We start from the raw sequence: 24,515 nt of genomic DNA, 5'->3' as shown, positions 1-24,515 counted from the left end.
GGGTCAGTCAACATCAATGCTGAATGATCCACCGCTTTCGCGAGCAAGCCCGCTCCCACAGGGTCTGAGTCTGACCTGTGTGTACCAATCGGTACAAACCCCACATACCCACGACAACTTGCTCCTTGAGGCTGCATAAGCCGGTGCACCCACCGGTTTTCCATTCCAGGGAGTGAGCCCAATGATCGGTAGCGTCAGCAACTACACGAGCTATACCAGCACCAGCAGCACCACAACCAGCAATGCTCGCAGCCAGCAATTCCAGAAAGAACTGCTCGCCAGGCTCGACACCAACAGCGACGGTTCGGTGGATCAGGACGAGCTCACCAGCGCTCTGTCACAGAAAACCGAGGACGGCCTGCTGGTCAGCCTGAGCAAGAACTTCGCCGATCTGGACAGTGACGACAGTGGCAGCCTGAGCAGCGAAGAAATGGCTGCGATGGCACCACCGCCACCACCAACGCGTGATCAGGCACCGAACACCGAACTGGCCGACGCGCTGATCAGCGCACTGGACACCGACAGTGACGGCGCCATCAGCAGCGATGAGCTGAGCAGCGGCCTGACCAACGCCGGCAGCAGTGCCGACAGCACAGAGATTTTTTCGGCGCTGGATAAAAACGAAGACGGCGTCGTCAGCAAGGACGAACTCGCCGCCAGCCTCGCCCCGCCGCCGCCACCTCCGCAACAGGTGTCCAGTGACGAGTTGTTCAGCCAACTCGACGCGGACAGCGATGGCAGTGTCAGCGCCGGCGAATTGAGCAGTGCGTTGCAGGCCAGCAGCACTTCAACCACCAGCAGCGACACCAGCGCCGCGTTGCTCAAGGTGCTGGACAGTGACAGCAGTGGCGGCGTCAGCAGCGACGAATTGGAAGCCGCGCTGCAGGCCGGTCGCGAGAAAAACAGCAACAGCGCCACCGATCAGGCGAACGTGACTGAAGCGCTGAATAAAATGATCGCCAACCTGAGCAAGCAGTACTCGCTCGACAAGGTGGCGACGTTGGGCAAATACCTGAACGTTACAAGCTAATTGTAGGAGCCGGCTTGCCGGCGATTGGATCACCGCGGCGTTTGAGGTGAAACGCGGTGATGCCATCGCCGGCAAGCCGGCTCCTACAATTTATCGGCCATGAGTTTACGGTCGGCGATCTTCCACCCGCGCCTGACTCTTGCTCCAGTCGGTCAACAGGCTGTACGCCACGGCCAGCAACGTCGGCCCGATAAACAGACCGATGAACCCGAACGCAATCAACCCGCCAAACACGCCCAACAGCACGATCACCAACGGCAAATTGCCGCCACGACTGATCAGGTAAGGCTTGAGCACGTTGTCGACCCCACTGATGATGAACGTCCCCCACATTCCAAGGAACACCGCCATCCCGTATTCGCCCTTCCAGGCGAGCCACGCCGTGGCCGGAATCCACACCAGCGGTGGCCCCATGGGAATCAGGCTCAGCAAGAAGGTAACGATGCCCAGTACCAGCGCCCCCGGCACCCCGGCAATCAGGAAGCCGATCAGCGCCAGCACCGCTTGCGCCGCCGCAGTCCCGATCACGCCGTTCACCACCCGTTGCACCGTACCCGCCACCAGTTCGATGTAATAACCGGCGCGGTCACCGATCAACCGTTGCAGCAGCCCATGGACAAACGCCGCCAAACGCGGTCCGTCCCGGTAGAAAAAGAACACGAACACAATGCTGAGCGTCAGCTCGAGAATGCCGCCGCCAATCTGCGCACTGCGCGCCAGCAACCAGTTGCCGACCTGCCCCAGATAAGGTTTGAGCGACACCATCATCGCCGCGCCCTGCTGATCGATGCTGTTCCAGATCACCACCAGACGCGCACCCACCAAAGGAATACTGCCCAGCCATGTCGGCGCCTCGGGCAGGCCATCCATCTGCACGTCCTTGATGAACGCCGTGGCATCACGCACATGGTCCGCGAGGTTGAAACCCAGCCACACCAGCGGCACCGCCACCAGCAACATCCAGCCGAGGGTCAGCAATGCCGCCGCCAGGGATTCTCGCCCATTGAGCCAACGGGTCAGCAAGCGCATCAGCGGCCAACTGGCGAACGCAAGCACTGCGCCCCAGAACATGGCCGACCAGAACGGCGCCATCACCCAGAAGCTCGCACCAAACAGCACCAGCAGCAGGATCTGCACCAACAGTCGATCGTTATTGATCATCCACGTCTCGAAAAAAGTCAGTCAGCCAATAAGAGTAGGCGAACGCGGCAAGCACGTCCGCCTGTCACAGCTTATCGCAACAGTTCGATGTGCAGGCCAGAGCCTTCGACGCTGCCGGTTTCCATCCTGGCCGTACGCACACCCTGGCCGATCAGGGCCTGGCGCCAGGCTTCGGCCTTCGGCCCGGACACACTGACCCGCAACGTGGTGTCCAGGTTCAGTCCACGGGAGATCAGACGCAGCCAGGTATCGTCAGGGTCGCCGGTCAGCTTGGGGAAATCGAGCTCGCCGGTGCTCTTGAGCTCTCGAAGCAAGGTGGCGGAAGTCGGCAGCAAATCACCCAGCGGTGCTGCGGCGTCGAACTGCTCGACGTGCAAATAGGCTTTGCGATTACCGCGAGTGATGCTGTAGAGCGCCACCAGGGTGTTGTCCCGCGGCGCCGCCAGACGCAACAACAGGTAGGCCTGCTGATCGTCGGCCCCATAGAGCTTGGCATTGCCGAAGACCTCATTGGCCCACAGGCTGCTCTCGCCGCAATCACGGGCCTGGCACCAGAACAGCAACTGGGCGTCCTGCTTCTGCAAGGCTTCGCGAGCGGCCGTGAAGGCTTCGGTGGAGGAATGCTCCGCAGGCAGCTCGTAGGTCACCGAGGTGGTTTGGCCGCGGGCGCTGACCTGACCGTCGAAACGCAACTGCCCACTGATCTTGCGGATCGAGCCCAACGGGTAGATCCGTTCGAGTTCAGCGGTAGGGCGATAGTCGACGATCTGCGAATCGGCCAGGCGCGGCACGATCGGCAGGTCCTGACTGCCCGGCACATCGGCGGCAAACAGAGAAGGACTGAAACAACACAGCATTAGCAGACTGAGTGATCGCATGGACAGGCTCATCGGATCAGCATGGCCTGGGCACCCTTGACGACACTGGCGTCGTCGATGCGCTCGGGCACCAGCAAACCGCGCTGCACCGCCGGACGCGCCGCCATCGTCGCCATCCAGCGTTGCAAGGCCGACAAGCCGTCCACTGCCACACCGGACCACTCGTGACCACGGACCCACGGATAGGTCGCGATGTCGGCAATGCTGTATTCGTCCGCCAGAAACTCTACGTCTTGCAGGCGCGTGTCGAGCACTTCATACAGGCGTCGGGTTTCATGCTGATAACGGTCGATGGCGCCCTGGAGCTTTTCCGGAAAGTAACGGAAAAACACGTTGGCCTGGCCCTGCATCGGACCGATTCCACCCATCTGGAACATCAGCCACTGCAGCACCACCGAGCGCCCCTTCGGGTCCTTGGGCAACAGCTTGCCGCTCAGTTCTGCCAGATAAATCAGGATGGCGCCGGATTCGAACACGGCAAAATCGCCGTTGGCGCGGTCGACAATCGCCGGGATCCGGCCATTGGGGTTGATCTTGAGGAAGTCCGCGGACTTCTGTTCCTTTTTGTCGAAACTCAACGCATGCACCGTGTAGGGCAGGCCGAGTTCCTCGAGCACGATAGAGACCTTGTGGCCATTCGGGGTCGCAGCGGTGTAGAGATCTATCATGGTTGTCTCCCATTTCAACCCGCCCAGCCTCGACAGTTGCCCGGCGCAAGTCAAGGAACGGCGAAGAACCGATTGAAACAGTCTGCGACAAGGTCGGCACCGGATTCGTCATTCAGGTGCAAATGATGACCGCCAGGCAGCTGTTCACGGCTAAAGGGTAGACGCTCCAGCAACTCGGGATGTTTGGCGAGCATGCCGTCGGCCGCAACGACCAGCAGCGCAGGACAACTGACGCGCTGGACGAAGGCCATGGCTTGTTCGGTGGTCAGACGCAGCGGCGATGGCAGCGTCAGACGGCTATCGGTGCGCCAGGTGTAACCGCCCGGCACTGGCATCAAGCCGCGTTGCGCCAGCAATTCGGCGGCCTCGCGACTGACCGCCACCAAACCTTTCATACGCGCTTCGATGGCGCGATCCAGGGTGTTGTAGACCGGTTTGCTTTTCTCTCGCAGGTCCAGTTGCGCTTGCAGGGCCATGCCCATGCGCTCGGCAGCATTTTCGCCTTTGTCTGTAGGAGGAATGATGCCGTCGATCAAGGCCAGGTGCGTAACCCGCTCCGGCAGCGACCCGGCGATGATCAGCGAAGCGATCGCCCCCATGGAGTGCCCCATCAGCGCAAAACGCTTCAAGCCCAGCTGTTCGGCGACTTGCAGCACATCATGGGCGTAGTCCCACATCGCGTAGCCGGCACCCGTCGGGCGATGCCCGGAATGACCGTGACCGGCCATGTCCAGCGCGATGATGCGCAGCCCTTTGAGCTTCGGCGCCAACCGGGCAAAGCTGTTGGCGTTGTCCAGCCAGCCGTGCAAGGCAATCACCGGCAAACCGTCTTCGGGGCCGAACAGGTGCGCCGCCAGCTCAATGTGCGGCAGGCTCAGGCGGACTTCTTCGACGGCATGGTTCATGCGCAATCCTGCTGATGACGAGCGTCCCAGCGGCTGAACAGGTTTTTCAGCAGCGTGGCGGTGTCCTGGGGACGTTCGAGGGGAAACATGTGGCCGCCGGGCATGGTCAGGGATTCGCCCAACGGCATGCGCCCGACAGAATTGGCGTGATGGCGCATCACCACGCGGCTTTTGTGCCCTCGCACCACCGCCAGCGGCACTTTCAGTTGCCGTGCGCGACCGGGACTGGTGTGGGGAACGCCCCGGTAGATGCTGATTTCCGTGGCGGGATCGAAACGCAGACGCAGTTTGTCGCCGACCTGATGCAGGCCGTGTTGCAGGTAAGCGTCGAAACATTCAGGGTCGAAACCGCGGAACAGCGTTTTACCGGCGAAATAACGGCGGGCACTCTCGATATCGGCGAACTCTTCGCGACGCCCCAATGTGCGGCCGGCCGGGGTCAGGCGGTCGATAAAACCGAAACGCTTGGCCGCGAGGATCACCCATTGATCGGCGCGGGTCAGCACCGGCGAATCGAGCATCACCACGCCGCGATACAGCTCGGGACAACGCAATGCCGCGTGCAGGTGCAGCACGCCGCCGAAGGAATGGCCGACGCCCCACACCGGTTCCGCCTGTTGCTTGAGGTGATGAATCAGCTCGTCCACCAGGTTGTGCCAGTTGTCATCCGCCGGGAAACGCGGGTCATGGGCATGCTGCTCCAGATGCGTCACCTGATACTCGGGCGCCAGCGCCGCGAACAACTTGCCGTAGGTCCCGGAGGGGAACCCATTGGCGTGGGCGAAAAATATCTGCTGCGACATACCGGTCGTTCCATCAAACGAAAAACAGAACCTGATTGTCCGCAAGCCCACCGGGAACCGCAATGACCGTAACTGCCAGGAATGATGACAGTCGTGCCGTGGCTATGAGCGGCACGGTGGGTCGGACCTGTTATTTATGACAGTTGACAGTCAATCCTCATGACGCGGATAAGAGCACTGTCGCCAAGCCTCAGGCAATGCCTGTCATGACCCACGCCAACACGCCCGCTATTGCAGTGATCGACTCCCGCGGTCTGGGCGTGCGTGCCGTGGCGTATTACCGCCGCGACAATTCTGCAGTCGAAAGCTGCATCACCCAGCAGGTCCACGATGTTGCCGGGCGTGCCGTGCTGAGCCGCGATCCACGGTTGTTTCGTTTACATCAGGCAGGCCAGAGCGCCGCCAATCAAATCAACGCGTTCAGCCTGTCGGGCGCCCTGTTGTTGTCCGAAAACACTGATGCCGGCTGGCGCCTGGGCTTGCTCGGCGAGGACGGACAAGGCGTCGAAGGATGGGATCAGAAGCTCGCCCATAGCCGCCTGCACTACGACGGGCAGCGCCGGCCGATCGCTTCATTCGAGAACGCCCACGGTGAAGCGCAACGCTGCATCGCGAGGTTTGCCTACGCGGCTGCCCGCGCCGATGAAAGCCTTAACCTGTGTGGCCAACTGATTCGCCAGGACGACACCGCAGGCACTTTGCACTACCTCTCGTTCGGCATTGGCGGCACACCGCTGCAACACAGCCGAACTTTTGTCGAAGATCCGCAATGGTCCGTGGATTGGCCCGCGACGGAGAGCGAACGCGATGGTTTTCTGGAGGATGATCCAGCGATCACTCGCCTTCACTGCAACGCCGTGGGCGACCCCATCAGGCAGACCGACGCAAAAGGTAATACTCAAGCGTTCATTCAGACCCGTGCAGCCGAGCTGAAAGAAGTTCGCCTGACACTGGCCGGGCAGACCGAGGAAAAAACCCTGGTCAGTGATATCCAATACAACGCTTTCGGTCAGATCGAGCGACAACGTGCAGGGAATGGCGTTATTTCGTGTGCGACTTTTCGCCCTGAAGACGGGCGCCTGGAACATCTGAAGGCTTACGTGCCAGATCAACCTGCGATCCAGGACCTGACTTACGAGTACGACGCCACAGGCAATATCACGGGCCTGACCGACACTGCCGACCCGATTCGCTTTCACCGCAATCAGCGGATCGAACACACCCATCGCTACCGTTATGACAGCCTTTACCGACTGATAGCCGCCACCGGCCGACAGCTTCGCAATGCCTGCGGCGGGCCGCAGTTACCGGCGTTCCAATCTGCGCCCGACCCCGGGCAACTGGAAAATTACACGCGTATTTACACCTACGATGCCGCCGGCAACCTGGAGGTCATGCAGCATCAGGCCGACAGTGCCAGCCGCACCGAACGTACTGCCATCGCCGCTTCCAGCAATCGCAGCCTGCCTCAAAAGACCAATGGCGAGTTACCCGACGACAACGACATTGCCGCCGGTTACGACCTGAACGGCAACCGCATGACCCTCCAACCGGGACAAGACTTGCTGTGGGATTTACGCAACCAATTGCGCCAGGTCGATCGAGTGGTGCGAGAGGACGAGCCTGACGACACCGAGATTTACCTCTATGACGGCAGCGGCCAACGCCTGCGAAAGATCCGTCAGGCCTACACCGGCACGTTGACCCGCATCCACGAAACCCGCTACCTGCCGGGTGTGGAAATTCGCTCGTGCACTGACGAAATCCTTCATGTCATCACGGTGGAGGCCGGGCGCGGCAAAGTGCAGGTACTTCATTGGGAGAAAAAACCTGCGTCAGGCATTCCCCAGGACCCGCATCGCTACAGCTTCACCGATCATCTGAAGTCCAGCACCGTCGAGCTGGATGAAGCTGCGCGATTGATCACGTGGGAAAGCTACTACCCGTACGGTGGAACCTGCTGGTGGGCGGGGCGCAGCAAGCTGGAAGCCAGTTACAAAACCATTCGTTATTCAGGGCAGGAACGGGATGTTACGGGGTTGTATTACTACGGGTTTCGCTACTACTTGCCTTGGTGTCAGCGGTGGCTGAGTGCGGATCCCGCGGGGACCGCTGACGGGTTGAATCTGTATGCGATGGTTCACGCAAATCCGGTGGGGCATGTAGATATCGCCGGACTGATAGATGACCACACGCTACAAACCAGTAACCTGCGCGATGCGTCTTCATCTGCCTTTGTGCGTGATTTCGTTTCCAGGGGTATGTCCGGCGTGGTGCAAATGTCGACCATTGCGGCGTTGAACACCTTGCCCGCCAGTCGTGCTACCAACGCTGCACTGGAGACAACCGCCGGCCTGCTTGATGGGATTGCCGTCGGGATTGTCGGTGGTGGTTTGGCTGCACGGTATCATCGTAACGCAATGGTATTCGGTGCCATCGGCGGCGCTTTGATAGGCGTTTTACCGGCGGCATTGAGTCATGACAGTGATTCAACGGACGAATCAGAGGTGGAACTGAACCAGACAGCCATCAACCGAATAGGCGCAGATGCAGGCGCTTTCATTCGAGAACTCTTACAACAGATACTCAGGGGGCATGGAGCAAACTTTTCCTGGGGCAATGTCAGCCTGGGAGATCGGGCGCCGACCGTTCATCGAACAGTCTCGGCCTATGCGGTAACTAACGCACTCAATGGCGCGTTCGGTCGATTTGTCCCAGAGTCCATTCGCAGTTGGCTAGGTCCTTTGATTGAAGGGGCGGACGGGTTTGTCGGCACGTGGTTGCGGGGAAATCATCCAGATACAAACTATGCAGCGGGTACGTCGCCAATTCAAAGTCCACCGCTCCTCGATACAGCCTTAGGGACGATCGGCAGGGTTACCTCCAGCCTGTTCATTTTCGGCGTGAATACCGCGGTTGAAGCTGCGACGGCCAGCATCACCGGCCTGAGTGCCTCCGAACGCGGGGATTCGCTGAACATGCTAAGTGGAGCCATCGCCGGTGCCTTCATCGGGCTCGCTGACTATCGAGCTGTGGTCATGCCAGCCGCTCTGGACGGATACAGTGTATTTGATCCGCAGGCCGCAGCTCGCATTAGTCCAGACGTCCAGTCAACGGCGCCTAGATTCAGCAGCCGTTCTGTCGTCCGGCGCCATAGCGTTCATGACATCTGAAGCCGTCAGTCCAGACCCGGTTCGAAAGGATTATCGGGCCGGCGGGCTCTCCCCCAACGGCACCACCGCCATGGTCAACCGCGACACACAACTGGCCTTGCCCTCATCGCTGGTCAACCGAATGTCCCAGACATGGGTCGTGCGCCCGATGTGAATCGGCTTGGCCACCGCCGTCACCCGTCCGCTGCGCAGCCCCCGCAAATGGTTGGCGTTGATCTCAAGGCCTACGCAGTAAAACTTGCTGGCATCGATGCACAGATAACTGGCCATGGAGCCGACTGTTTCAGCCAACACCACCGAAGCACCGCCGTGCAGCAAACCATAAGGCTGGTGAGTGCGGTGGTCGATGACCATGCTCGCGGTCAGGGACTCTTCGTCGAAGGCTTCGAAGCGGATATCCAGCACTTCGCCGATGGTGTTTTTCTGAGTTGCGTTCAACTGCTCGATGTTGGGAGTGGTACGCCACAAACTCATTGCACACATCCTTTGTTGGTTTTGTTCGTGGCTCAATCCTGCCACAGCACCGCTTCGCTATGCTCGCTCCATTCTTCGAACCGGGGGCCGTAAGCCGCTTCGATCACGTTGCGCTTGATCTTCAGGGTTGGCGTCAGGAAGCCGTTTTCCACCGCCCAGCTGTCTTTGACGACAACGAGCCGGCGCAGGCGCTCATGTTTGTCGAGGGCGCCGTTGACCTCTTCGAGAAGTTTTTCCAGGCTTGAATGCAGGCCGGCACGCGCGGTTCCGCCGGCGTCCTGCTGCCCGACTGCCGAGAGCACGCACAACCCCAGCGGCGCGCTCAACCCATCGCCGACCACGCACACTTGCTCGATGCGTGAATGCACCGCCAAACGGTTTTCGATCGGTGCCGGTGCCACGTACTTGCCTTTGCTGGTCTTGAAGATTTCCTTCAGGCGGCCGGTCAGGCGCAGGTTGCCTTCGGCGTCCTGTTCGCCCTTGTCACCGGTGCGCAGGAAGCCGTCCTCGGTGATGGTGTCGGCGGTTTTTTCCGGTTCCTTGAAATACCCGAGCATGGTAGCGCCACTGCGCACCAAGACCTCGCCCGATTCGGCGATCTGCACTTCAACGTCGGGGCAAGGCTTGCCGATCCAGCCCGGTTTGTTGTCGCCGGGCCGGCCGATGTGGGAATAACCGCAGCTTTCGGTCATGCCGTAGACCTCCAGCACGTCCAGCCCGAGTTTGCGGTACCACAGCAACAACGTCTGCGGCACCGGCGCGGCGCCGGACAACGCGACGCGCAAGGCGTCCAGCCCCAGCCCCGCGAGCACTTTGTGCCCTACCCGTTTGCCGATGAAGGGCAGCCCGAGCAGGAAGTCGAGGCGTTTTGCCGGGATCTTGCCGTACACGCCCATCTGGAATTTGGTCCAGATGCGTGGCACGCCGAACAGCGCAGTCGGCCGCGCACGCTGCAAATCAGTCAGGAAGGTGTCGAGGCTCTCGGCAAAGAACACGGTTTGCCCGGTGTAGATAGACGCCAGTTCGACGAACATGCGTTCGGCGACGTGGCACAGCGGCAGGTAAGACAGCAATCGATCCGACTCATTGAGGCCGAACAACTGCGTGCCACGGGTGGTGGCGAACCCCAGATTACCGAAGCTGTGCATGACGCCTTTGGGCATGCCGGTGGTGCCGGAGGTGTAAATGATGGTCGCCAGTTGGTCAGCGGCAGGCTTGGGGTCGTCCTGGATCGGTGAGCAGGCTTGCAGGTCGGCCCAACTGAAATCGAAGGTACCCGGCGGGTGCAACGGCAGGCTGATGGTCGGCAAGTCGGGATTGACCCCGCGGGACATGCCGGGCCAGTCATCGAGTTTGCCGATGAACGCCAGCGCCGCTTCGGAGTGTTCGAGTACTTGCGCGACGGATTCGGCAGTGAGGTTCGGGTACAACGGCACCGACACATGCCCGGCCATCCAGATCGCCAGGTCGGCGATGATCCAGTGGGCGCAGTTTTTCGAGATCAGGGCGATGTGGCTGCCTTGCGGAAGTTCACGGGCGCGCAGCCAGTGCGCGGCGCAGCGGGCCTGATGGCCGACGTCTTCCCAAGTCAGGGTCTCGACCTGGCCACCACCCGTGGGCTGGACCAGAAAGCGCTGGCGGGGATGACGGGCTTCGCGCTCGTAGAAGACGTCCAGCGGCAAACGAAAAGCAGCAGACATGCGACTCGCTCCTTTATTTTTGGTCTGGAGCAAGCGTAGTCAACCAAGCGATTGCTTGGTTGACTATTTCATTACAAAAAATCAGTACTGCAGCCGAACACTGTAGGAGCGAGGCTTGCCCGCGAAGGGGCCCTTGAAGGCGCTAAAAGCTTCGCGGGCAAGCCACGCTCCTACAAAAGCAAAAGCAGCAAAAAGTGTTATGGGTGCTTGAGGCTGTTGAGCGTCATCGACCCAATCAACAACTCGCTATGCTCAAGTTCGGCCAGGCCGGCGGTGCTGACTTTTTCCGGTGGATAGCCGGCGCCATGTTGCAGGTAGCTCAGCAAGTTACCCACCAGCGGGTTGTGACTGACCAAAAGGACGTCACTCACCGACACCAACTGCTCGGCCACTTTATCCGGGTCGGTTTCCGGGGTCAGCCAGTCGACTGTACGAATCTCCGGTTCGAAGCCCAGAGCCTCACGGACCAGTTGCGCAGTTTCCTGCGCTCGCAGGTAAGGGCTGGCATAGATCGCGGTGACGGGCTGCCCCATCAACCGCGCAGCGCTGCGCAGCACTTCTTCACGACCGTGGGTAGTCAATGTCCGTTCGGAGTCCGGACGCGAGCCGTAAGGCTCGGCTTCCCCATGACGCAATACCCAGAGTTTCATAGCTTGGGTTCCTCATCTCGGGCCGGATGCGGCGCAGGCGCCACGACGTGTGGCGCTTCACCTTCCGGTGTACGCGGCGTCGGCCAGTCGGCGAACGGCCAGGGTTTCTGGTCGCTGTGAAACGTGCCGAAACGACCGATCTGCGCCAGGAACTGGCTCAGGCTGTCGCCGAAATTCATCAGGCTGGCGCTCGGGGCGCCATAGATCAAACGATAGACCAGTTGCACCAGCACCACGGCGCCGAGGATGAACTGCGCCACCTGCCAGACCAGCAGGAAGACGATCATCCACAACACCCGCAGCAGGATGGATTCGTATTGGGCTTCTGTTTTCGGATCGTTCATGTCTCGCTCTCCTGCTCCTTATGAGGAGCGTGATCAGTTAAAACCACTGGTGGAAATAAAGTCGACGTCGGTTTTCGGTTCGCCACGCATCAGCAGTTCAATGACCTGATTCAGCGTGCGCCCTTCGAACAGGATCGCGTGCAGCCCGGCGACCAGCGGCATGTAGACGCCAACTTCCTGGGCCTTGGCCTTGAGCACTTTCAGGGTGTTCACACCTTCGGCGACTTCGCCCAGGCGTGTCACCGCGTCTTCCAGGCTCAAGCCCTGACCGAGGGCGAAGCCGACCTGGTAGTTACGGCTTTTTGGCGACGAACAGGTGACGATCAAGTCCCCCACCCCGGCCAGTCCCAGGAACGTCATGGGGTTGGCGCCCTGATTCACCGCGAAGCGGGTCATTTCCGCCAGCGCCCGGGTGATCAGCATGCTCTTGGTGTTTTCGCCCATGCCCAGCGCCACCGCCATGCCGGCGATGATCGCGTAGACGTTTTTCAGCGCCCCGCCCAACTCCACGCCGAAACGGTCGGCGCTGGCGTACACGCGAAAGGTGCGCCCGTGCAGCGCTTCCTGAACCCGTTGGCAGAGTTCTTCGTCTTCGCTGGCGACTACCGTGGCGGTCAGCGCGTGCTCGGCGATTTCACGGGCCAGGTTCGGGCCGGACAGCACGCCGATGCGCGCTTGCGGGGCGATTTCTTCGAGGATCTCGCTCATCAGTTTAAAGGTGTGGGCTTCGATGCCTTTGGTCAGGCTCACCAGCAATTTGCCGCTCAAGCGTTCGGTGTGCGGAACCAGCACCGCACGCAACGCGCTGGAAGGCAGCGCGACAAAACACAGATCGCAGGCGTCCAGCGTGGCTTGCAGGTCGGTGACCGCTTCCACTCCCGGCAGAATCTTGATGCCCTTGAGGTAACGCGGATTCTCGCGATTGACCCGAATGGCCTCGGCCTGCTCGGGGTCACGCATCCACTGCCGGACCTGATGCCCGTTCTCGGCCAGCAGATTAGCCACGGCGGTACCAAAACTTCCGCCTCCCAGGACCGCAATTGGGCGCTGTTCAGTCATATGCAATCCGTTAATCCATACCAATGGCGATGTCGGCATTATACGGAGCGGCCCAGTGGCGGCCAGCCCCCGCGTCAATTACCGGCACTTGTAGAAAGAAGACGGATAAATCCGAGGAAAATGCCGGCATCGTGACTGAAAAAGTCGACCCGCTCGGTTAACATGCGCGCCCATTAATCGCTATCAAGGATGTGTTGTGTCGTTTGGCCCCGCTGCACCTCGCTCTCCGCTGGTCCTGGCGCTGATATTCAGCCCGCCATTGCTGGCCGACGACCTGTTTCTCGACAACGAGCCGGTGCCGCAAGTGCTGACGGCTACGCGTCTTAAACAGTCGCCGGCGGCGGTTCCGGGAAGCATGACGGTGATCGACAGCGAACTGATCAACGCCAGTGGTGCCCGTGACATCAGTGAATTGCTGCGATTGGTGCCGGGGATGATGGTCGGCAACATCAGCGGCAATCAGGCGGCGGTGAACTATCACGGCACCAACGCCAGCGAAGCGCGGCGCATGCAGGTATTGATCGACGGGCGTTCGGTGTACCGCGCCGGCCTGGCCACGGTCGACTGGAGCGACATTCCGGTGGCTATGGAAGACATCGAACGCATCGAGGTTTTCCGCGGCCCGAACACCGTCAGCTATGGCGCCAATGCGTTGATGGCGGTGGTCAACATCATCACCCGCAACCCGGCCGACAGCCATGGTACGCGGGTCAAAGTCACTCGTGGTCAGCGCGGCATCGATGACTTTTACGCCAGTCAGGGCGTGGGTTGGGACGGTGGCGACATGCGCCTGTCGCTGTCCGGCCAGCAGGACGACGGCTTTGACTCGGACCGCCGCGGCGCCGATTACCGCGACAGCCGCCGCTTGAACCGTTTCAACCTCGCCGTCAGCCAGGCGCTCAACGAACAGCAAAGCCTCGATTGGCAATTGAATGCCAAGGACGGCAGCAACCAGCGGCCTTATACCTACCGCCCGGTGTTTTCGGGGATTACCGCCGCCGGGAACAATTCCGACGTTGTGGCCAAGGACTATGCCGGTTCCCTGCGCTGGAACCTCGATGTTAATCCTGATCACAGCCTTTATATCCAGGGCTCGGCCCAGCACTGGGATCGTCAGCAGACCTGGCGCGCCTGCGACGCCGAAGTTTCGTTCAGCCCTGAACTGACCGAGCTCTGGCAGCTCAATCCGAATTACACCGAGCGCCTGGCGCGCAACATCGAGCGTTACGTCGGCCCCGGCGCACCGTCCGGCACGCCGGCAGAACAAGCCTTGGCGAATAAAGTGCTGGACCAGTGGCGCAACGGCGCCCGCCAAACCTTGTGCGGCGACATCGACCAGAGCACCCGCGAGACGCGCTACGACCTCGAACTGCAAGACACCCTCAGCCTGTCCGACAGTCTGCGACTGGTCAGCGGCCTGAACTATCGTTACGACCGGGCAGATTCCGAGACCTACTTCAATGGCACGCTCGACGACACGACATGGCGCGCGTTCGGCCAGCTCGAGTGGCGCGCAAGCGAACACTGGCTGTTACAGGGCGGTGCAATGTTCGAAGACACGCAATTGATCGGCAGCTCGCTGACGCCGCGCGTGGCGGTCAACTATCTGATCAATCCGCGCCACGGCTTGCGTGCGGTGTATTCGGAAGCCATCCGCTCGCCGGACATGTTCGAGAACAACGTCAACTGGAGTTACCGGGTGACCAACCTGCAACCCGCTGCCTACGGCCAGAACAGCGCCCGCTATTTCGTCAAGACCCGCGGTCCCGGCAATCTCGACCAGGAACACATGCGCTCGCGGGAACTGGGCTACAACGGCTACTTCGCTGAGTGGAGGCTGGCGGTGGACGTGAAGGTGTTTCACGACGAAATCACCGGCATGATCAGCGAACCGCTACGCAACAATCAGTACATCGCCAGCAACGCCAACAGCTCGCGCTTCACCGGTACGGAAACCCAGCTCGACTGGCGCCTGAGCAGTGCCGATCGCTTGCGCCTGACCTACGCCTATGTCGATGCCGAGGCAAGCAACCCGCTGGATGCGCAACAGACCGCGCGCAACAGCGGCTCCGCCGGTTGGCTGCGCGATTGGGGCCACGGCTGGAACAGTGCGCTCTTCTACTATGGTGACGACGCGCTCAACGGCTATCGCTTTGAGCGGGTCGACACGCGCATCGCCAAGCGCGTTGGCCTGGGCAAGGCCAGCCTGGAACTGGCCGGCGTCCTCCAACAGCGCCTGGACAATCAACCCACGACGTTCATCGACAACCGCTACGACGAGCGGCGAGTGCTCTACTTCAGCGCGGAGCTGGCGTTCTAAATGTTGCGCTCTCTATCACGGATGATGCCAAACCCTGGCCGCCTGCTGGCCGGGTTGTGCCTGGTGTTTGCCGGGTGGCTGGGTAGCCTTTCGGTCAACGCTGCCGAAATTCTGCTGACCGGCGCCGACGACAGCCCGGGCATGCAGTCGTTTGCCAAGGCCCTGAGCGACCTGCGCCCGGCTGACAACGTTCGCTTTCAGCCACTGGCCAATCTGCCGACACCGGACAAATTGCCCGCCGGCACCCGGTTGATCCTGCTGGATCTGCCGAGCCTCGACTGGCGCCTGCAAGACGCCCGAGGCCCGGCGACGCTGGTGCTGCGCATCAGCCGCCTGCAAGCCCGCCAACGCCTGGGGGCAACCGTGCCGGCGCATTTGAGCCTGTTGTGGAGCGACCCGCCGCTGGATCGGCAATTACGCCTGACCCGAATCCTGTTGCCTCAGGTCAAACGGGTCGGGGTGCTTTACGACAGCCATAGCGAATTTCTCCTGGGCGAACTGCGCGAGATCGCCAAGCCCCTGGGTTTCGAAATCGTCACCGAGCGCTGGGACAATACCCATGACAGCCGACCGTTGCAGACGCTGCTGAAAAACAGTGACGTGCTGCTGGGCCTCGACGATCCCGACCTGTACAACCCCAAAACTGCGAAAAACCTGCTGCTCAGCAGCTACACACGGCAAACCGCACTGATCGGTCCCAACGCCGGGTTCGTCAAGGCCGGAAGCCTGACCAGCACCTACAGCGACCAGAGCGACTGGCTGGCGATTCTCGACGATCTGCTCGACCGGCCACCGGCCACGTGGCCGCGCACGCACTACGCCAATCGCTTCAAAGTATTGAGTAACCCACAAGTGGCTCGTTCGTTAGGCATTGAACAGATTAATGAAGCGTTGGTCGCAACACAGTTGGCCGAAGGAGAACGCCGCCCATGACTTTCCGTCGTCGTTGGGACATCAACACGCGAACCCAGATCATCAGCCTCGGCCCTGCCCTGCTGCTGACCTTGCTGCTGATCAGTTTCTTCACCTTCGTGCGGATCCAGGACCTGCGTCAGGAGCTCAATCACACCGGTCAACTGATCGCCAACCAACTGGCGCCGGCCGCCGAGTACGGGGTAATTTCCGGCAACAACGAGGTGCTTGAAAGTTTGCTCAAGGCCACCCTGGCCACGCCCAATGTGCGCTTTCTGGAAGTCCAGGACAGCGCCAACCGGATTCTGGTGTACGTCGAGCACCCCTCGGAAACCTACACCCGCTCGCAACAGGTCGAAGTGTTCCAGGCGCCGGTGCGCTTGCAACGCATCGCACTGCACAATGATTTCTTCCAGGGCGGCAAAGCCACTGGCGCCGCCCCCGCCGAGGATTATTTGGGGCGGGTGATCGTCGGCCTGTCGAACGATGCCTTCAGCAAGCGCCAACAGGAAATCCTGTTCAAGGCCGGTGTCCTCGCGCTGTTCGCCCTGCTGTTCACTTTCCTGATTGCCCGGCGCCTGGCCGGCAGCCTGTCGCAGCCGATCCGCGACATCGGCAACGCGGTCAAGGCGATCCAGAGCGGCGACTACAAAACGCCATTGCCGATTGTCGACGACACCGAACTCGGCGCGCTGTCGCAGCACATCAACAACCTCGCCAGCGGTCTGGAACAGGCCAGCCGCGAACAGCATCAGGCCATGGCGCAGTTGATCCAGACGCGCGAAGAGGCGGAAAAAGCCAACAACGCCAAATCGGACTTCCTGGCGATGATGAGCCATGAATTGCGCACACCGATGAATGGCGTGCTCGGCATGCTGCAACTGCTGGAAACCACCGACATGACCGCAGAGCAGGTCGAGTACGCGGCGCTGGCCTCGGAGTCCACCGAGCACTTGCTCAAAGTCATCAACGACATTCTCGATTTCTCGCGCATTGAACGTTCGGAGCTGGAACTGGAGCACATCCCGTTCAACCTCGCGGACCTGATCGGCAGTTGCGCCCAGTCGTTCTCGCACAGCGCGATGCAGCGCGGGCTCGATCTGGCGTTGCTGATTCCCGAGGACATGCGTGACTTGCAGGTGCAGGGCGACCCGACGCGGATTCGGCAAATCCTGGTGAACCTGGTGGGCAATGCGCTGAAGTTCACCGAAAAAGGACGCGTCAGCATCGAGCCGCAGTGGCAGTCGCTGGATCACGAGTTGTTGTGGTTCACCTGCACCGTGCGCGACAGCGGGATTGGTATCTCGGCCGAAAGCCTGGAATTGATGTTCAACGCGTTCCAGCAGGCCGACAGTTCTATTTCAAGGCGTTACGGCGGCACCGGGCTGGGGCTGCCGATTGCCCGCACCCTGGCAGAACGCATGGGCGGAACCTTGCGCGCCCAGAGCGAGGAAGGTCGCGGCTCGGTGTTCACCCTGGAAATCCCGCTGGCGCTGTATAAACAGAAGCTGCCGGTACTGACACCGCGCACACCGACCGGCAGCGGTGACGGTGAAGGGCGCAATGTGCTGTTGGTCGAGGACAACCCGGTCAACCAGACCGTTATCGAAGCAATGTTGCGCAGTCTGGGCTTTACTGTCAGCGTCGCCACCGACGGCGCTCAAGCGGTGCGAAGTGCCGAAAGTCTGATTTTCGAAGCGATTCTGATGGACTGCCGACTGCCGATCATTGACGGCTACGAGGCCACCCGCCAGATCCGCCAATTACCCGGCTGCACTGACCTGCCGATCATCGCGCTGACCGCCAACGCCTTGCAGGGCGACCGCGAAGCCTGTTTATCGGCGGGAATGAACGATTACCTGGCCAAGCCCTTCAAACGCACTGATCTGCAGCAGATTCTGCAACGATGGGTGCAGTAGTGCAGGCCTTTCGACCATCTGCGACTGGCGTGAAAGGCGAAAGTGCGGCAGTCTTAGGCACCCGAACAGGCCCGAAAAGGGGCTTGAATAATAATTTCAGTGCACAAGTGTACATTCATGTCCTTGGTGCTGTGACTTTCACCACAACGCAATAGTCTATGAGTAGGCTGCCGATTCGAGGCATGAACGCTTCGATCGGTCGGGAAGATTTGCCCCACCTGCCGCATGGGACTATTGAGGAGCTCGCATGACCAAACAAAACGCCTTTACTCGGGAAGACCTGCTGCGCTGCAGTCGCGGTGAGCTGTTCGGCCCAGGTAACGCGCAACTGCCCGCCCCGAACATGCTGATGGTGGATCGCATCACCCTGATCAGCGAAGAAGGCGGCAAGTACGGCAAAGGTGAATTGGTCGCCGAGCTGGATATCACTCCGGATCTGTGGTTTTTCGCCTGTCACTTCGAAGGTGACCCGGTGATGCCAGGCTGCCTGGGCCTCGACGCCATGTGGCAACTGGTCGGTTTCTTCCTCGGCTGGCAAGGTCTGCCGGGCCGTGGCCGCGCCCTGGGTTCGGGCGAAGTGAAGTTCTTTGGTCAGGTTCTGCCGACCGCGAAGAAAGTGACCTATAACATTCATATCAAGCGCGTCCTCAAAGGCAAGCTGAACCTGGCCATCGCCGATGGTTCGGTGACTGTCGACGGTCGCGAGATCTACACCGCCGAAGGCCTCCGGGTCGGCGTTTTCACCTCCACTGACAACTTCTAAGGGTTATCCGCATGCGCCGCGTCGTTATCACTGGTCTGGGCATCGTTTCGTGCCTGGGCAATGACAAAGAGACCGTCTCCGCTAACCTGCGTGCAAGCCGCCCTGGCATCCGGTTCAACCCGGAATATGCCGAAATGGGTCTGCGTAGCCAGGTTTCCGGCTCCATCGACCTTCCCCTCGAAGAACTGATCGATCGCAAGATCTATCGCTTCGTCGGCCACGCGGCGGCTTACGCCTATCTGGCCATGAAAGACGCCATCGCCGACTCCGGTCTGACCGATGAGCAAGTCTCCAACCCGCGTACCGGCCTGATCGCCGGTTCCGGTGGCGCCTCCACGCTGAACCAGATGGAAGCGCTGGACATCCTGCGCGAGAAAGGCGTGAAGCGCGTTGGTCCATACCGCGTGACGCGGACCATGGGCAGCACCGTTTCCGCCTGCCTGGCCACGCCGTTCCAGATCAAGGGCGTGAACTACTCGATCTCCTCCGCCTGCGCCACCAGTGCTCACTGCATTGGTACTGCGGTCGAGCAGATCCAGTTGGGCAAGCAGGACATCGTATTTGCCGGTGGCGGTGAAGAAGAACATTGGAGCCAGTCGTTCCTGTTCGACGCCATGGGCGCCCTGTCCACCCAGTACAACGAAACCCCGGAGAAGGCCTCCCGCGCCTACGACGCCAAGCGTGACGGTTTCGTCATCGCCGGCGGTGGCGGCATGGTGGTGGTCGAGGAGCTGGAACACGCTCTGGCTCGCGGCGCGAAAATCTACGCGGAAATCGTTGGCTACGGCGCAACTTCCGACGGCTACGACATGGTTGCCCCAAGCGGTGAAGGCGCCATCCGTTGCATGCAGATGGCCATGTCCACCGTTGACGCACCTATCGACTACCTGAACACCCACGGTACCTCGACTCCGGTCGGCGACACCAAGGAAATGGAAGGCGTGCGTGCGGTATTCGGCGACAAGGCTCCGGCCATCAGCTCTACCAAGAGCCTGTCCGGTCACTCCCTGGGCGCCGCTGGCGTTCACGAAGCGATCTACTGCCTGCTGATGATGGAAGGCAACTTCATGGCGGGTTCCGCCAACATCGACGAGCTGGACCCAGCAGTGGCAGACATGCCGATCCTGACCAAGACTCGCGAAGACGTCGCCTTCAACACCGTGATGAGCAACAGCTTCGGCTTCGGTGGTACCAACGCTACTTTGGTACTGAAGCGCTGGCAGGGTAAGTAATACCCCGCCGCTACGCTGCACACAAAAACGCCCCGACTGGTTCGGGGCGTTTTTTTTGTGATTGAAAAATACAGTCAAACACTACCCTGTGGGAGCGAGCCTGCTCGCGATGACGGCTATACATTCGATATCAATGTATCTGTCAGGACCGCTATCGCGAGCAGGCTCGCTCCCACAGGTTCAGTAGTTAACTCGCAAATTTCTTTCTCACGAACATGAAGCTTTTGTCATGAAACCCAAAGCCCTGCGACCGAACGTCGCGTATTACGCGGGCTGCAGCACTTTTGCAGAATTCACAAGAGTGCGTTACCAAACGCAGTCGTTTACTTAGCAAGCTAACCAAACATATAACTGAGTCCTGCACACGCCTTGCTGCAGATATCACAGAGATTGGAGCTAGCAGATGACTGTAAAAGTAACTGAACGCGACGATTCACATAAATCCCACGAAGGCGTAGCCGCCGGCATCCGGATCTGGGACGTACACCAACAAGGCATGTTGGTTGGGATGTTCCACTCCGAAACCGACGCCCACAGCTACAAGGCCGAACTGGAAACACTGGAGCAGCAACGAGAGCTCCGATCCGCATAAGCAACGACAGCATTGAAAACGACAAACCCCGCCATGAGCGGGGTTTGTCGTTGTAGCAGTCGTTAACCGCTTACCACATCAGATCATCAGGAATCTGATAGGCCGCGTACGGATCGTCTTCAGCCGCCGCTTCTTCGGTCTGCACGTTCAGCTGCACGATGCGCTGCGGATCGCGTTCCTGGATCTTCAGGGCCGCCTCACGCGGGATCACTTCGTAGCCGCCGGCATGGTGCACGATCGCCAGCGAGCCGTTGCTGAGCTTGTTGCGCATCAGCGCGTTGACCGACAGGCGCTTGACCTTCTTGTCGTCAACGAAGTTGTAGTAGTCCTCGGTGGTCAGCTTCGGCAGGCGCGAGACTTCGATCAATTGCTTGACCTGCGCGGCACGGGCCTTGGCCTCGGCTTTCTCTTGCTGCTGACGGTTCAGCTCCTGGTCACGCTTGACCTTCTCGGCCAGTGCTTCCTGCGCCAGACGCTGCTGGGTGTCGTCCTGTTCGATCTGACCTTTATGGACCAGACGCTGCTGCTTCTGCTTCTCTTTGCCGACCTGTTTGGCCTGCTTTTGGTTGACCAGCCCTGCCTTTAGCAACTGGTCGCGAAGGGAAATGCTCATGGTGCTTATTTCTCACTTAGGCCACTGCTCAACCGCAGCTGGGCAAATTCTTTTCCTGACGTTTGGCTTCGCCCCACAAGGCGTCCAACTCTTCGAGGGTGCAATCTTCTATGGGACGGTGGGTGTCGCGCAATGCCTGTTCGATAAAACGGAAGCGTCTTTCGAATTTGCTGTTGGCACCGCGCAAGGCGGTTTCCGGATCGACCTTTAAATGACGCGCCAGATTGACCACGGAAAACAGCAGGTCACCGACTTCATCGGCAATCGCTGCCGAGTCGTTGTCGGCCATGGCTTCGAGCACTTCATCGAGCTCTTCGCGAACCTTGTCCAACACCGGCAACGCATCCGGCCAGTCGAAACCGACCTGCCCTGCACGCTTTTGCAACTTGGCCGAACGGGATAACGCCGGCAACGCGGCGGGCACGTCGTCGAGCAAGGACAGTTGTTGCGGCGCCGCGGATTTCTCGGCGCGCTCTTCAGCCTTGATTTCTTCCCAGCGCTGCTTGACCTGCTCTTCACTCAGACGCGGAACATCCATCGGCGCGTACAGATCGCCGGTGGGGAACACGTGTGGATGACGACGGACCAACTTGCGGGTGATGCTGTCAATGACGCCGGCAAATTCGAAGCGCCCTTCTTCCCGGGCCAGTTGACTGTAATAAACCACCTGGAACAGCAAATCGCCCAGTTCACCCTGCAAGTGATCGAAGTCTCCGCGCTCGATGGCGTCGGCGACTTCGTAGGCTTCCTCAAGGGTGTGCGGGACGATGGTCGCGTAGGTTTGCTTGATGTCCCACGGGCAGCCGAACTGCGGGTCACGCAGACGGCTCATCAGGTGCAACAAATCTTCAAGTGAATACATCTTTTAGTAATCTCTACGCTCTGTAGGAGCGAGGCTTGCCCGCGAAAGCTGCATGTCTGACACACCGTTTTCGCGGGCAAGCCTCGCTCCTACAGATATCACCATCAATTTCCGTGAAGGTTTCTCACGGCGTACGGTTACGCCGGGTTTCGATGATGTTCGGCAACTGGGATATCCGCCCCAGCAACCGCCCAAGCGCATCCAGCCCCGGGATCTCGATGGTCAGGGACATCAACGCGGTGTTGTCCTCTTTGTTCGAGCGGGTGTTGACCGCCAGCACGTTGATCCGTTCGTTGAGCAGCACTTGCGAGACGTCACGCAGCAATCCGGAACGGTCGTAGGCACGGATGATGATGTCCACCGGATAGGTGAGCACCGGCACCGGCCCCCAGCTGACCTGGATGATCCGCTCAGGCTCGCGCCCGGCCAGTTGCAGCACCGAGGCGCAGTCCTGACGGTGAATGCTCACGCCACGGCCCTGGGTGATGTAACCGACAATGGCATCGCCCGGCAACGGCTGGCAGCAGCCCGCCATTTGCGTCATCAGGTTGCCGACGCCCTGGATCTGAATGTCGCCGCGTTTGCCCGGTTTGTAGCCGGTGGCCTTGCGCGGAATCAGTTCCAGCTGCTCGTTGCCGCGTTCCGGCTCGACCAGTTGCTGCGCCAGGTTCACCAGTTGCGCCAGGCGCAAATCGCCTGCGCCCAACGCGGCGAACATGTCCTCGGCAGTCTTCATGTTGGCCTTGTCGGCCAGCTTGTCGAAATCCACCGCCGGCAAGCCAAGGCGACTGAGTTCGCGTTCGAGCAGGGTTTTACCGGCCGCGACGTTCTGATCGCGCGCCTGCAATTTGAACCAGTGAACGATCTTCGCCCGCGCCCGCGAGGTGGTGATGTAACCCAGGTTCGGGTTCAGCCAGTCGCGGCTCGGGGTGCCGTGCTTGCTGGTGATGATCTCGACTTGCTCACCGGTTTGCAGGCTGTAGTTGAGCGGTACGATGCGCCCGTTGATCTTCGCGCCACGGCAGTTGTGACCGATCTCGGTGTGCACGCGGTAGGCGAAGTCCAGCGGCGTCGCGCCTTTCGGCAAGTCGATGGCGTGACCGTCGGGGGTGAAGATGTACACCCGGTCCGGCTCGATATCGACCCGCAGCTGTTCCGCCAGGCCGCCGATGTCGCCCAACTCTTCGTGCCACTCGAGCACCTGACGCAGCCAGGAGATTTTCTCTTCGTAGTGGTTGGAGCCGGACTTGACGTCGGTGCCCTTGTAGCGCCAGTGCGCGCAAACGCCCAACTCGGCCTCTTCGTGCATGGAATGGGTGCGGATCTGCACTTCCAGCACCTTGCCCTCAGGCCCGATCACCGCCGTGTGCAACGAGCGGTAGCCGTTCTCTTTCGGGTTGGCGATGTAGTCGTCGAATTCTTTCGGGATGTGCCGCCACAAGGTGTGGACGATGCCGAGCGCGGTGTAGCAATCGCGCATTTCCGGCACCAGCACGCGAACGGCGCGAACGTCGTAGATCTGGCTGAACTCCAGACCCTTGCGTTGCATTTTGCGCCAGATCGAATAGATGTGTTTGGCCCGGCCGCTGATGTCGGCATCGACGCCGGTGGCCTGCAATTCGACTTTCAGCTGGTTCATCACATCGGCGATGAAACGCTCGCGATCCAGGCGCCGCTCGTGCAGCAACTTGGCGATCTGCTTGTACTGATCGGGCTCGAGGTAGCGGAAGGACAAGTCCTCCAGCTCCCACTTGATGTGACCGATGCCGAGACGGTGGGCGAGCGGCGCGTAGATGTCGAAGACTTCCCGGGCGACGCGGTTGCGCTTCTCGTCGTCGGCGGTTTTCACCGCACGGATCGCGCAGGTGCGTTCGGCCAGTTTGATCAGCGCGACACGCACGTCGTCGACCATGGCCACGAGCATCTTGCGCAGGTTTTCCACCTGGCCCTGAGTGCCCATCACCATGGATTTACGCGGACTCAGGCTGTCGCTGATCGCCGCCATGCGTTGCACGCCGTCGATGAGTTTGGCCACCACGGGACCAAAGCGCTGGCTGACCGCCGGCAACTGGATCTGGCCTTCGCGCACGCCTCGGTACAGGACCGCAGCGACCAGCGAATCCTGATCGAGCTTGAGATCGGCGAGGATCTCGGCAATTTCAAGGCCGGTGCGGAAACTGGAGTTTCCCTCAGACCACAAATTCTTCGCCGCATTGGCTTGTTGTTCTGCCTCGCGAGCGTACTCGCAGGCTTCTTTCAAGGCTTCGCGATCCAGTGCCAGATCGACACTGACCGCATGATCGAGCCAAGCCTCGAGATTGATACTGCCGTCGGTGTTGATCGGCTGGTGTGCTCTCACCTGTACCATCTTGCTTACCTTCCCTACGACGCAGATTCAATGCGTCAAATCGCTGACCTTCGCTGCCCATGAGCCCACGTCGGGCTGGTACGCGGCTG

Annotated in this window: 21 protein-coding genes; 8 read left to right on the top strand and 13 right to left on the bottom strand. The window is 60.4% G+C overall.

The window, feature by feature from the left end; genetic code table 11:
* Positions 1-181: 181 nt before the first annotated feature.
* Entirely contained in the window at positions 182-1,030 is an 849-nt protein-coding gene (gene xopAW / locus KGB25_RS25025) for a XopAW family type III secretion system calcium-binding effector (protein ID WP_223437147.1), read from the top strand.
* 105 nt (positions 1,031-1,135) lie between these two features.
* Here the strand turns inward: xopAW and KGB25_RS25020 are convergent, their stop codons facing one another.
* From KGB25_RS25020 to KGB25_RS25000, 5 genes are all read right to left on the bottom strand, one after another.
* The gene (locus tag KGB25_RS25020; RefSeq protein WP_008029297.1) at positions 1,136-2,191 is read right to left on the bottom strand and encodes an AI-2E family transporter; all 1,056 of its coding nucleotides are present in this window, start codon (positions 2,189-2,191) and stop codon (positions 1,136-1,138) included.
* A gap of 71 nt (positions 2,192-2,262) precedes the next feature.
* Positions 2,263-3,069, bottom strand: coding sequence for a DUF4892 domain-containing protein (locus KGB25_RS25015; RefSeq protein ID WP_008029299.1), 807 nt, complete (start codon positions 3,067-3,069; stop codon positions 2,263-2,265).
* Between the two features lie 8 nt (positions 3,070-3,077).
* Positions 3,078-3,737, bottom strand: a complete 660-nt coding sequence (locus KGB25_RS25010; RefSeq protein ID WP_008029301.1) for a glutathione S-transferase family protein — start codon at positions 3,735-3,737, stop codon at positions 3,078-3,080.
* A 50-nt stretch (positions 3,738-3,787) separates the two neighbouring features.
* Complete coding sequence (locus tag KGB25_RS25005) at positions 3,788-4,642, bottom strand: alpha/beta hydrolase (RefSeq protein WP_008029303.1); 855 nt, start codon at positions 4,640-4,642, stop codon at positions 3,788-3,790.
* Positions 4,639-5,445 (bottom strand): alpha/beta fold hydrolase, encoded by an 807-nt coding sequence (locus tag KGB25_RS25000; RefSeq protein ID WP_008029305.1) that lies wholly within the window; start codon positions 5,443-5,445, stop codon positions 4,639-4,641. Before KGB25_RS25000 ends, KGB25_RS25005 begins: the two co-directional genes overlap by 4 nt.
* A gap of 206 nt (positions 5,446-5,651) precedes the next feature.
* Here KGB25_RS25000 and KGB25_RS24995 point away from each other — a divergent pair, with 206 nt between their 5' ends.
* On the top strand, positions 5,652-8,618 hold the full coding sequence (locus tag KGB25_RS24995) for an RHS repeat-associated core domain-containing protein (RefSeq protein ID WP_223437146.1): 2,967 nt from the start codon (positions 5,652-5,654) through the stop codon (positions 8,616-8,618).
* A 30-nt stretch (positions 8,619-8,648) separates the two neighbouring features.
* On the opposite strand, the gene KGB25_RS24990 is transcribed toward KGB25_RS24995, so the two are convergent.
* From KGB25_RS24990 to KGB25_RS24970, 5 genes are all read right to left on the bottom strand, one after another.
* Positions 8,649-9,092, bottom strand: a complete 444-nt coding sequence (locus KGB25_RS24990; RefSeq protein ID WP_223437144.1) for a hotdog fold thioesterase — start codon at positions 9,090-9,092, stop codon at positions 8,649-8,651.
* 32 nt (positions 9,093-9,124) lie between these two features.
* Positions 9,125-10,792 (bottom strand): AMP-binding protein, encoded by a 1,668-nt coding sequence (locus KGB25_RS24985; RefSeq protein WP_223437142.1) that lies wholly within the window; start codon positions 10,790-10,792, stop codon positions 9,125-9,127.
* 197 nt (positions 10,793-10,989) lie between these two features.
* Positions 10,990-11,442: a phosphohistidine phosphatase SixA gene (sixA, locus tag KGB25_RS24980; RefSeq protein ID WP_223437140.1), complete on the bottom strand. Its 453-nt coding sequence runs from the start codon at positions 11,440-11,442 to the stop codon at positions 10,990-10,992.
* Positions 11,439-11,786 carry a DUF4389 domain-containing protein gene (locus KGB25_RS24975; protein ID WP_008029309.1) on the bottom strand — a complete coding sequence of 116 codons (348 nt, stop codon included), beginning with the start codon at positions 11,784-11,786 and terminating at the stop codon, positions 11,439-11,441. The genes sixA and KGB25_RS24975 overlap by 4 nt, the downstream gene beginning before the upstream one ends.
* 33 nt (positions 11,787-11,819) lie before the next feature.
* Positions 11,820-12,845 carry an NAD(P)H-dependent glycerol-3-phosphate dehydrogenase gene (locus tag KGB25_RS24970; RefSeq protein ID WP_223437138.1) on the bottom strand — a complete coding sequence of 342 codons (1,026 nt, stop codon included), beginning with the start codon at positions 12,843-12,845 and terminating at the stop codon, positions 11,820-11,822.
* Between the two features lie 196 nt (positions 12,846-13,041).
* Between KGB25_RS24970 and KGB25_RS24965 the strand changes: the two genes are divergently transcribed.
* The 6 genes from KGB25_RS24965 (at position 13,042) to KGB25_RS24940 (ending at position 20,583) form a co-directional block, all read left to right on the top strand.
* The gene (locus KGB25_RS24965; RefSeq protein WP_223437136.1) at positions 13,042-15,165 is read left to right on the top strand and encodes a TonB-dependent receptor plug domain-containing protein; all 2,124 of its coding nucleotides are present in this window, start codon (positions 13,042-13,044) and stop codon (positions 15,163-15,165) included.
* Positions 15,166-16,098, top strand: coding sequence for an ABC transporter substrate-binding protein (locus KGB25_RS24960; protein ID WP_223437134.1), 933 nt, complete (start codon positions 15,166-15,168; stop codon positions 16,096-16,098).
* On the top strand, positions 16,095-17,996 hold the full coding sequence (locus KGB25_RS24955) for an ATP-binding protein (protein WP_223437132.1): 1,902 nt from the start codon (positions 16,095-16,097) through the stop codon (positions 17,994-17,996). Before KGB25_RS24960 ends, KGB25_RS24955 begins: the two co-directional genes overlap by 4 nt.
* A 247-nt stretch (positions 17,997-18,243) precedes the next feature.
* A complete protein-coding gene (gene fabA / locus KGB25_RS24950) occupies positions 18,244-18,759 on the top strand; it encodes a 3-hydroxyacyl-[acyl-carrier-protein] dehydratase FabA (protein WP_003179264.1) in 516 nt (171 codons plus the stop codon).
* An 11-nt stretch (positions 18,760-18,770) separates the two neighbouring features.
* Positions 18,771-19,991 (top strand): beta-ketoacyl-ACP synthase I, encoded by a 1,221-nt coding sequence (gene fabB / locus KGB25_RS24945; RefSeq protein ID WP_008029314.1) that lies wholly within the window; start codon positions 18,771-18,773, stop codon positions 19,989-19,991.
* Positions 19,992-20,394: 403 nt separating this feature from the next.
* Positions 20,395-20,583, top strand: a complete 189-nt coding sequence (locus KGB25_RS24940) for a hypothetical protein (RefSeq protein WP_192420389.1) — start codon at positions 20,395-20,397, stop codon at positions 20,581-20,583.
* A gap of 70 nt (positions 20,584-20,653) precedes the next feature.
* Here the strand turns inward: KGB25_RS24940 and KGB25_RS24935 are convergent, their stop codons facing one another.
* The 3 genes from KGB25_RS24935 to relA all read right to left on the bottom strand — a co-directional run bounded on the left by KGB25_RS24935 (position 20,654) and on the right by relA (position 24,426).
* Positions 20,654-21,196, bottom strand: coding sequence for a DUF2058 domain-containing protein (locus tag KGB25_RS24935; RefSeq protein WP_008041629.1), 543 nt, complete (start codon positions 21,194-21,196; stop codon positions 20,654-20,656).
* A 28-nt stretch (positions 21,197-21,224) separates the two neighbouring features.
* Positions 21,225-22,058: a nucleoside triphosphate pyrophosphohydrolase gene (mazG, locus tag KGB25_RS24930; RefSeq protein ID WP_223437130.1), complete on the bottom strand. Its 834-nt coding sequence runs from the start codon at positions 22,056-22,058 to the stop codon at positions 21,225-21,227.
* Positions 22,059-22,182: 124 nt separating this feature from the next.
* Positions 22,183-24,426 (bottom strand): GTP diphosphokinase, encoded by a 2,244-nt coding sequence (relA, locus tag KGB25_RS24925; protein ID WP_008029318.1) that lies wholly within the window; start codon positions 24,424-24,426, stop codon positions 22,183-22,185.
* Positions 24,427-24,515 lie beyond the last annotated feature (89 nt).

The organism is Pseudomonas sp. BF-RE-21 (assembly GCF_019947305.1).
GTDB classification, from domain to species: domain Bacteria; phylum Pseudomonadota; class Gammaproteobacteria; order Pseudomonadales; family Pseudomonadaceae; genus Aquipseudomonas; species Aquipseudomonas migulae.
Note: the sequence above shows the minus strand (reverse complement) of the source record. Positions and strands in the feature narration are given on the sequence as shown.

Excerpts from the sequence above, each read along its gene's own strand:
- fabB (WP_008029314.1), top strand. The coding sequence starts at position 18,771 with ATGCGCCGCGTCGTTATCACTGGTCTGGGCATCGTTTCGTGCCTGGGC.
- mazG (WP_223437130.1), bottom strand. The coding sequence starts at position 22,058 with ATGTATTCACTTGAAGATTTGTTGCACCTGATGAGCCGTCTGCGTGAC.
- KGB25_RS24975 (WP_008029309.1), bottom strand. The coding sequence starts at position 11,786 with ATGAACGATCCGAAAACAGAAGCCCAATACGAATCCATCCTGCTGCGG.
- KGB25_RS24940 (WP_192420389.1), top strand. The coding sequence starts at position 20,395 with ATGACTGTAAAAGTAACTGAACGCGACGATTCACATAAATCCCACGAA.
- KGB25_RS25015 (WP_008029299.1), bottom strand. The coding sequence starts at position 3,069 with ATGCGATCACTCAGTCTGCTAATGCTGTGTTGTTTCAGTCCTTCTCTG.
- KGB25_RS24990 (WP_223437144.1), bottom strand. The coding sequence starts at position 9,092 with ATGAGTTTGTGGCGTACCACTCCCAACATCGAGCAGTTGAACGCAACT.
- KGB25_RS25005 (WP_008029303.1), bottom strand. The coding sequence starts at position 4,642 with ATGAACCATGCCGTCGAAGAAGTCCGCCTGAGCCTGCCGCACATTGAG.
- KGB25_RS24955 (WP_223437132.1), top strand. The coding sequence starts at position 16,095 with ATGACTTTCCGTCGTCGTTGGGACATCAACACGCGAACCCAGATCATC.
- KGB25_RS25020 (WP_008029297.1), bottom strand. The coding sequence starts at position 2,191 with ATGATCAATAACGATCGACTGTTGGTGCAGATCCTGCTGCTGGTGCTG.
- KGB25_RS24935 (WP_008041629.1), bottom strand. The coding sequence starts at position 21,196 with ATGAGCATTTCCCTTCGCGACCAGTTGCTAAAGGCAGGGCTGGTCAAC.
- sixA (WP_223437140.1), bottom strand. The coding sequence starts at position 11,442 with ATGAAACTCTGGGTATTGCGTCATGGGGAAGCCGAGCCTTACGGCTCG.
- KGB25_RS24985 (WP_223437142.1), bottom strand. The coding sequence starts at position 10,792 with ATGTCTGCTGCTTTTCGTTTGCCGCTGGACGTCTTCTACGAGCGCGAA.
- KGB25_RS24995 (WP_223437146.1), top strand. The coding sequence starts at position 5,652 with ATGACCCACGCCAACACGCCCGCTATTGCAGTGATCGACTCCCGCGGT.
- KGB25_RS25010 (WP_008029301.1), bottom strand. The coding sequence starts at position 3,737 with ATGATAGATCTCTACACCGCTGCGACCCCGAATGGCCACAAGGTCTCT.
- xopAW (WP_223437147.1), top strand. The coding sequence starts at position 182 with ATGATCGGTAGCGTCAGCAACTACACGAGCTATACCAGCACCAGCAGC.
- KGB25_RS25000 (WP_008029305.1), bottom strand. The coding sequence starts at position 5,445 with ATGTCGCAGCAGATATTTTTCGCCCACGCCAATGGGTTCCCCTCCGGG.
- fabA (WP_003179264.1), top strand. The coding sequence starts at position 18,244 with ATGACCAAACAAAACGCCTTTACTCGGGAAGACCTGCTGCGCTGCAGT.
- relA (WP_008029318.1), bottom strand. The coding sequence starts at position 24,426 with ATGGTACAGGTGAGAGCACACCAGCCGATCAACACCGACGGCAGTATC.
- KGB25_RS24970 (WP_223437138.1), bottom strand. The coding sequence starts at position 12,845 with ATGACTGAACAGCGCCCAATTGCGGTCCTGGGAGGCGGAAGTTTTGGT.
- KGB25_RS24960 (WP_223437134.1), top strand. The coding sequence starts at position 15,166 with ATGTTGCGCTCTCTATCACGGATGATGCCAAACCCTGGCCGCCTGCTG.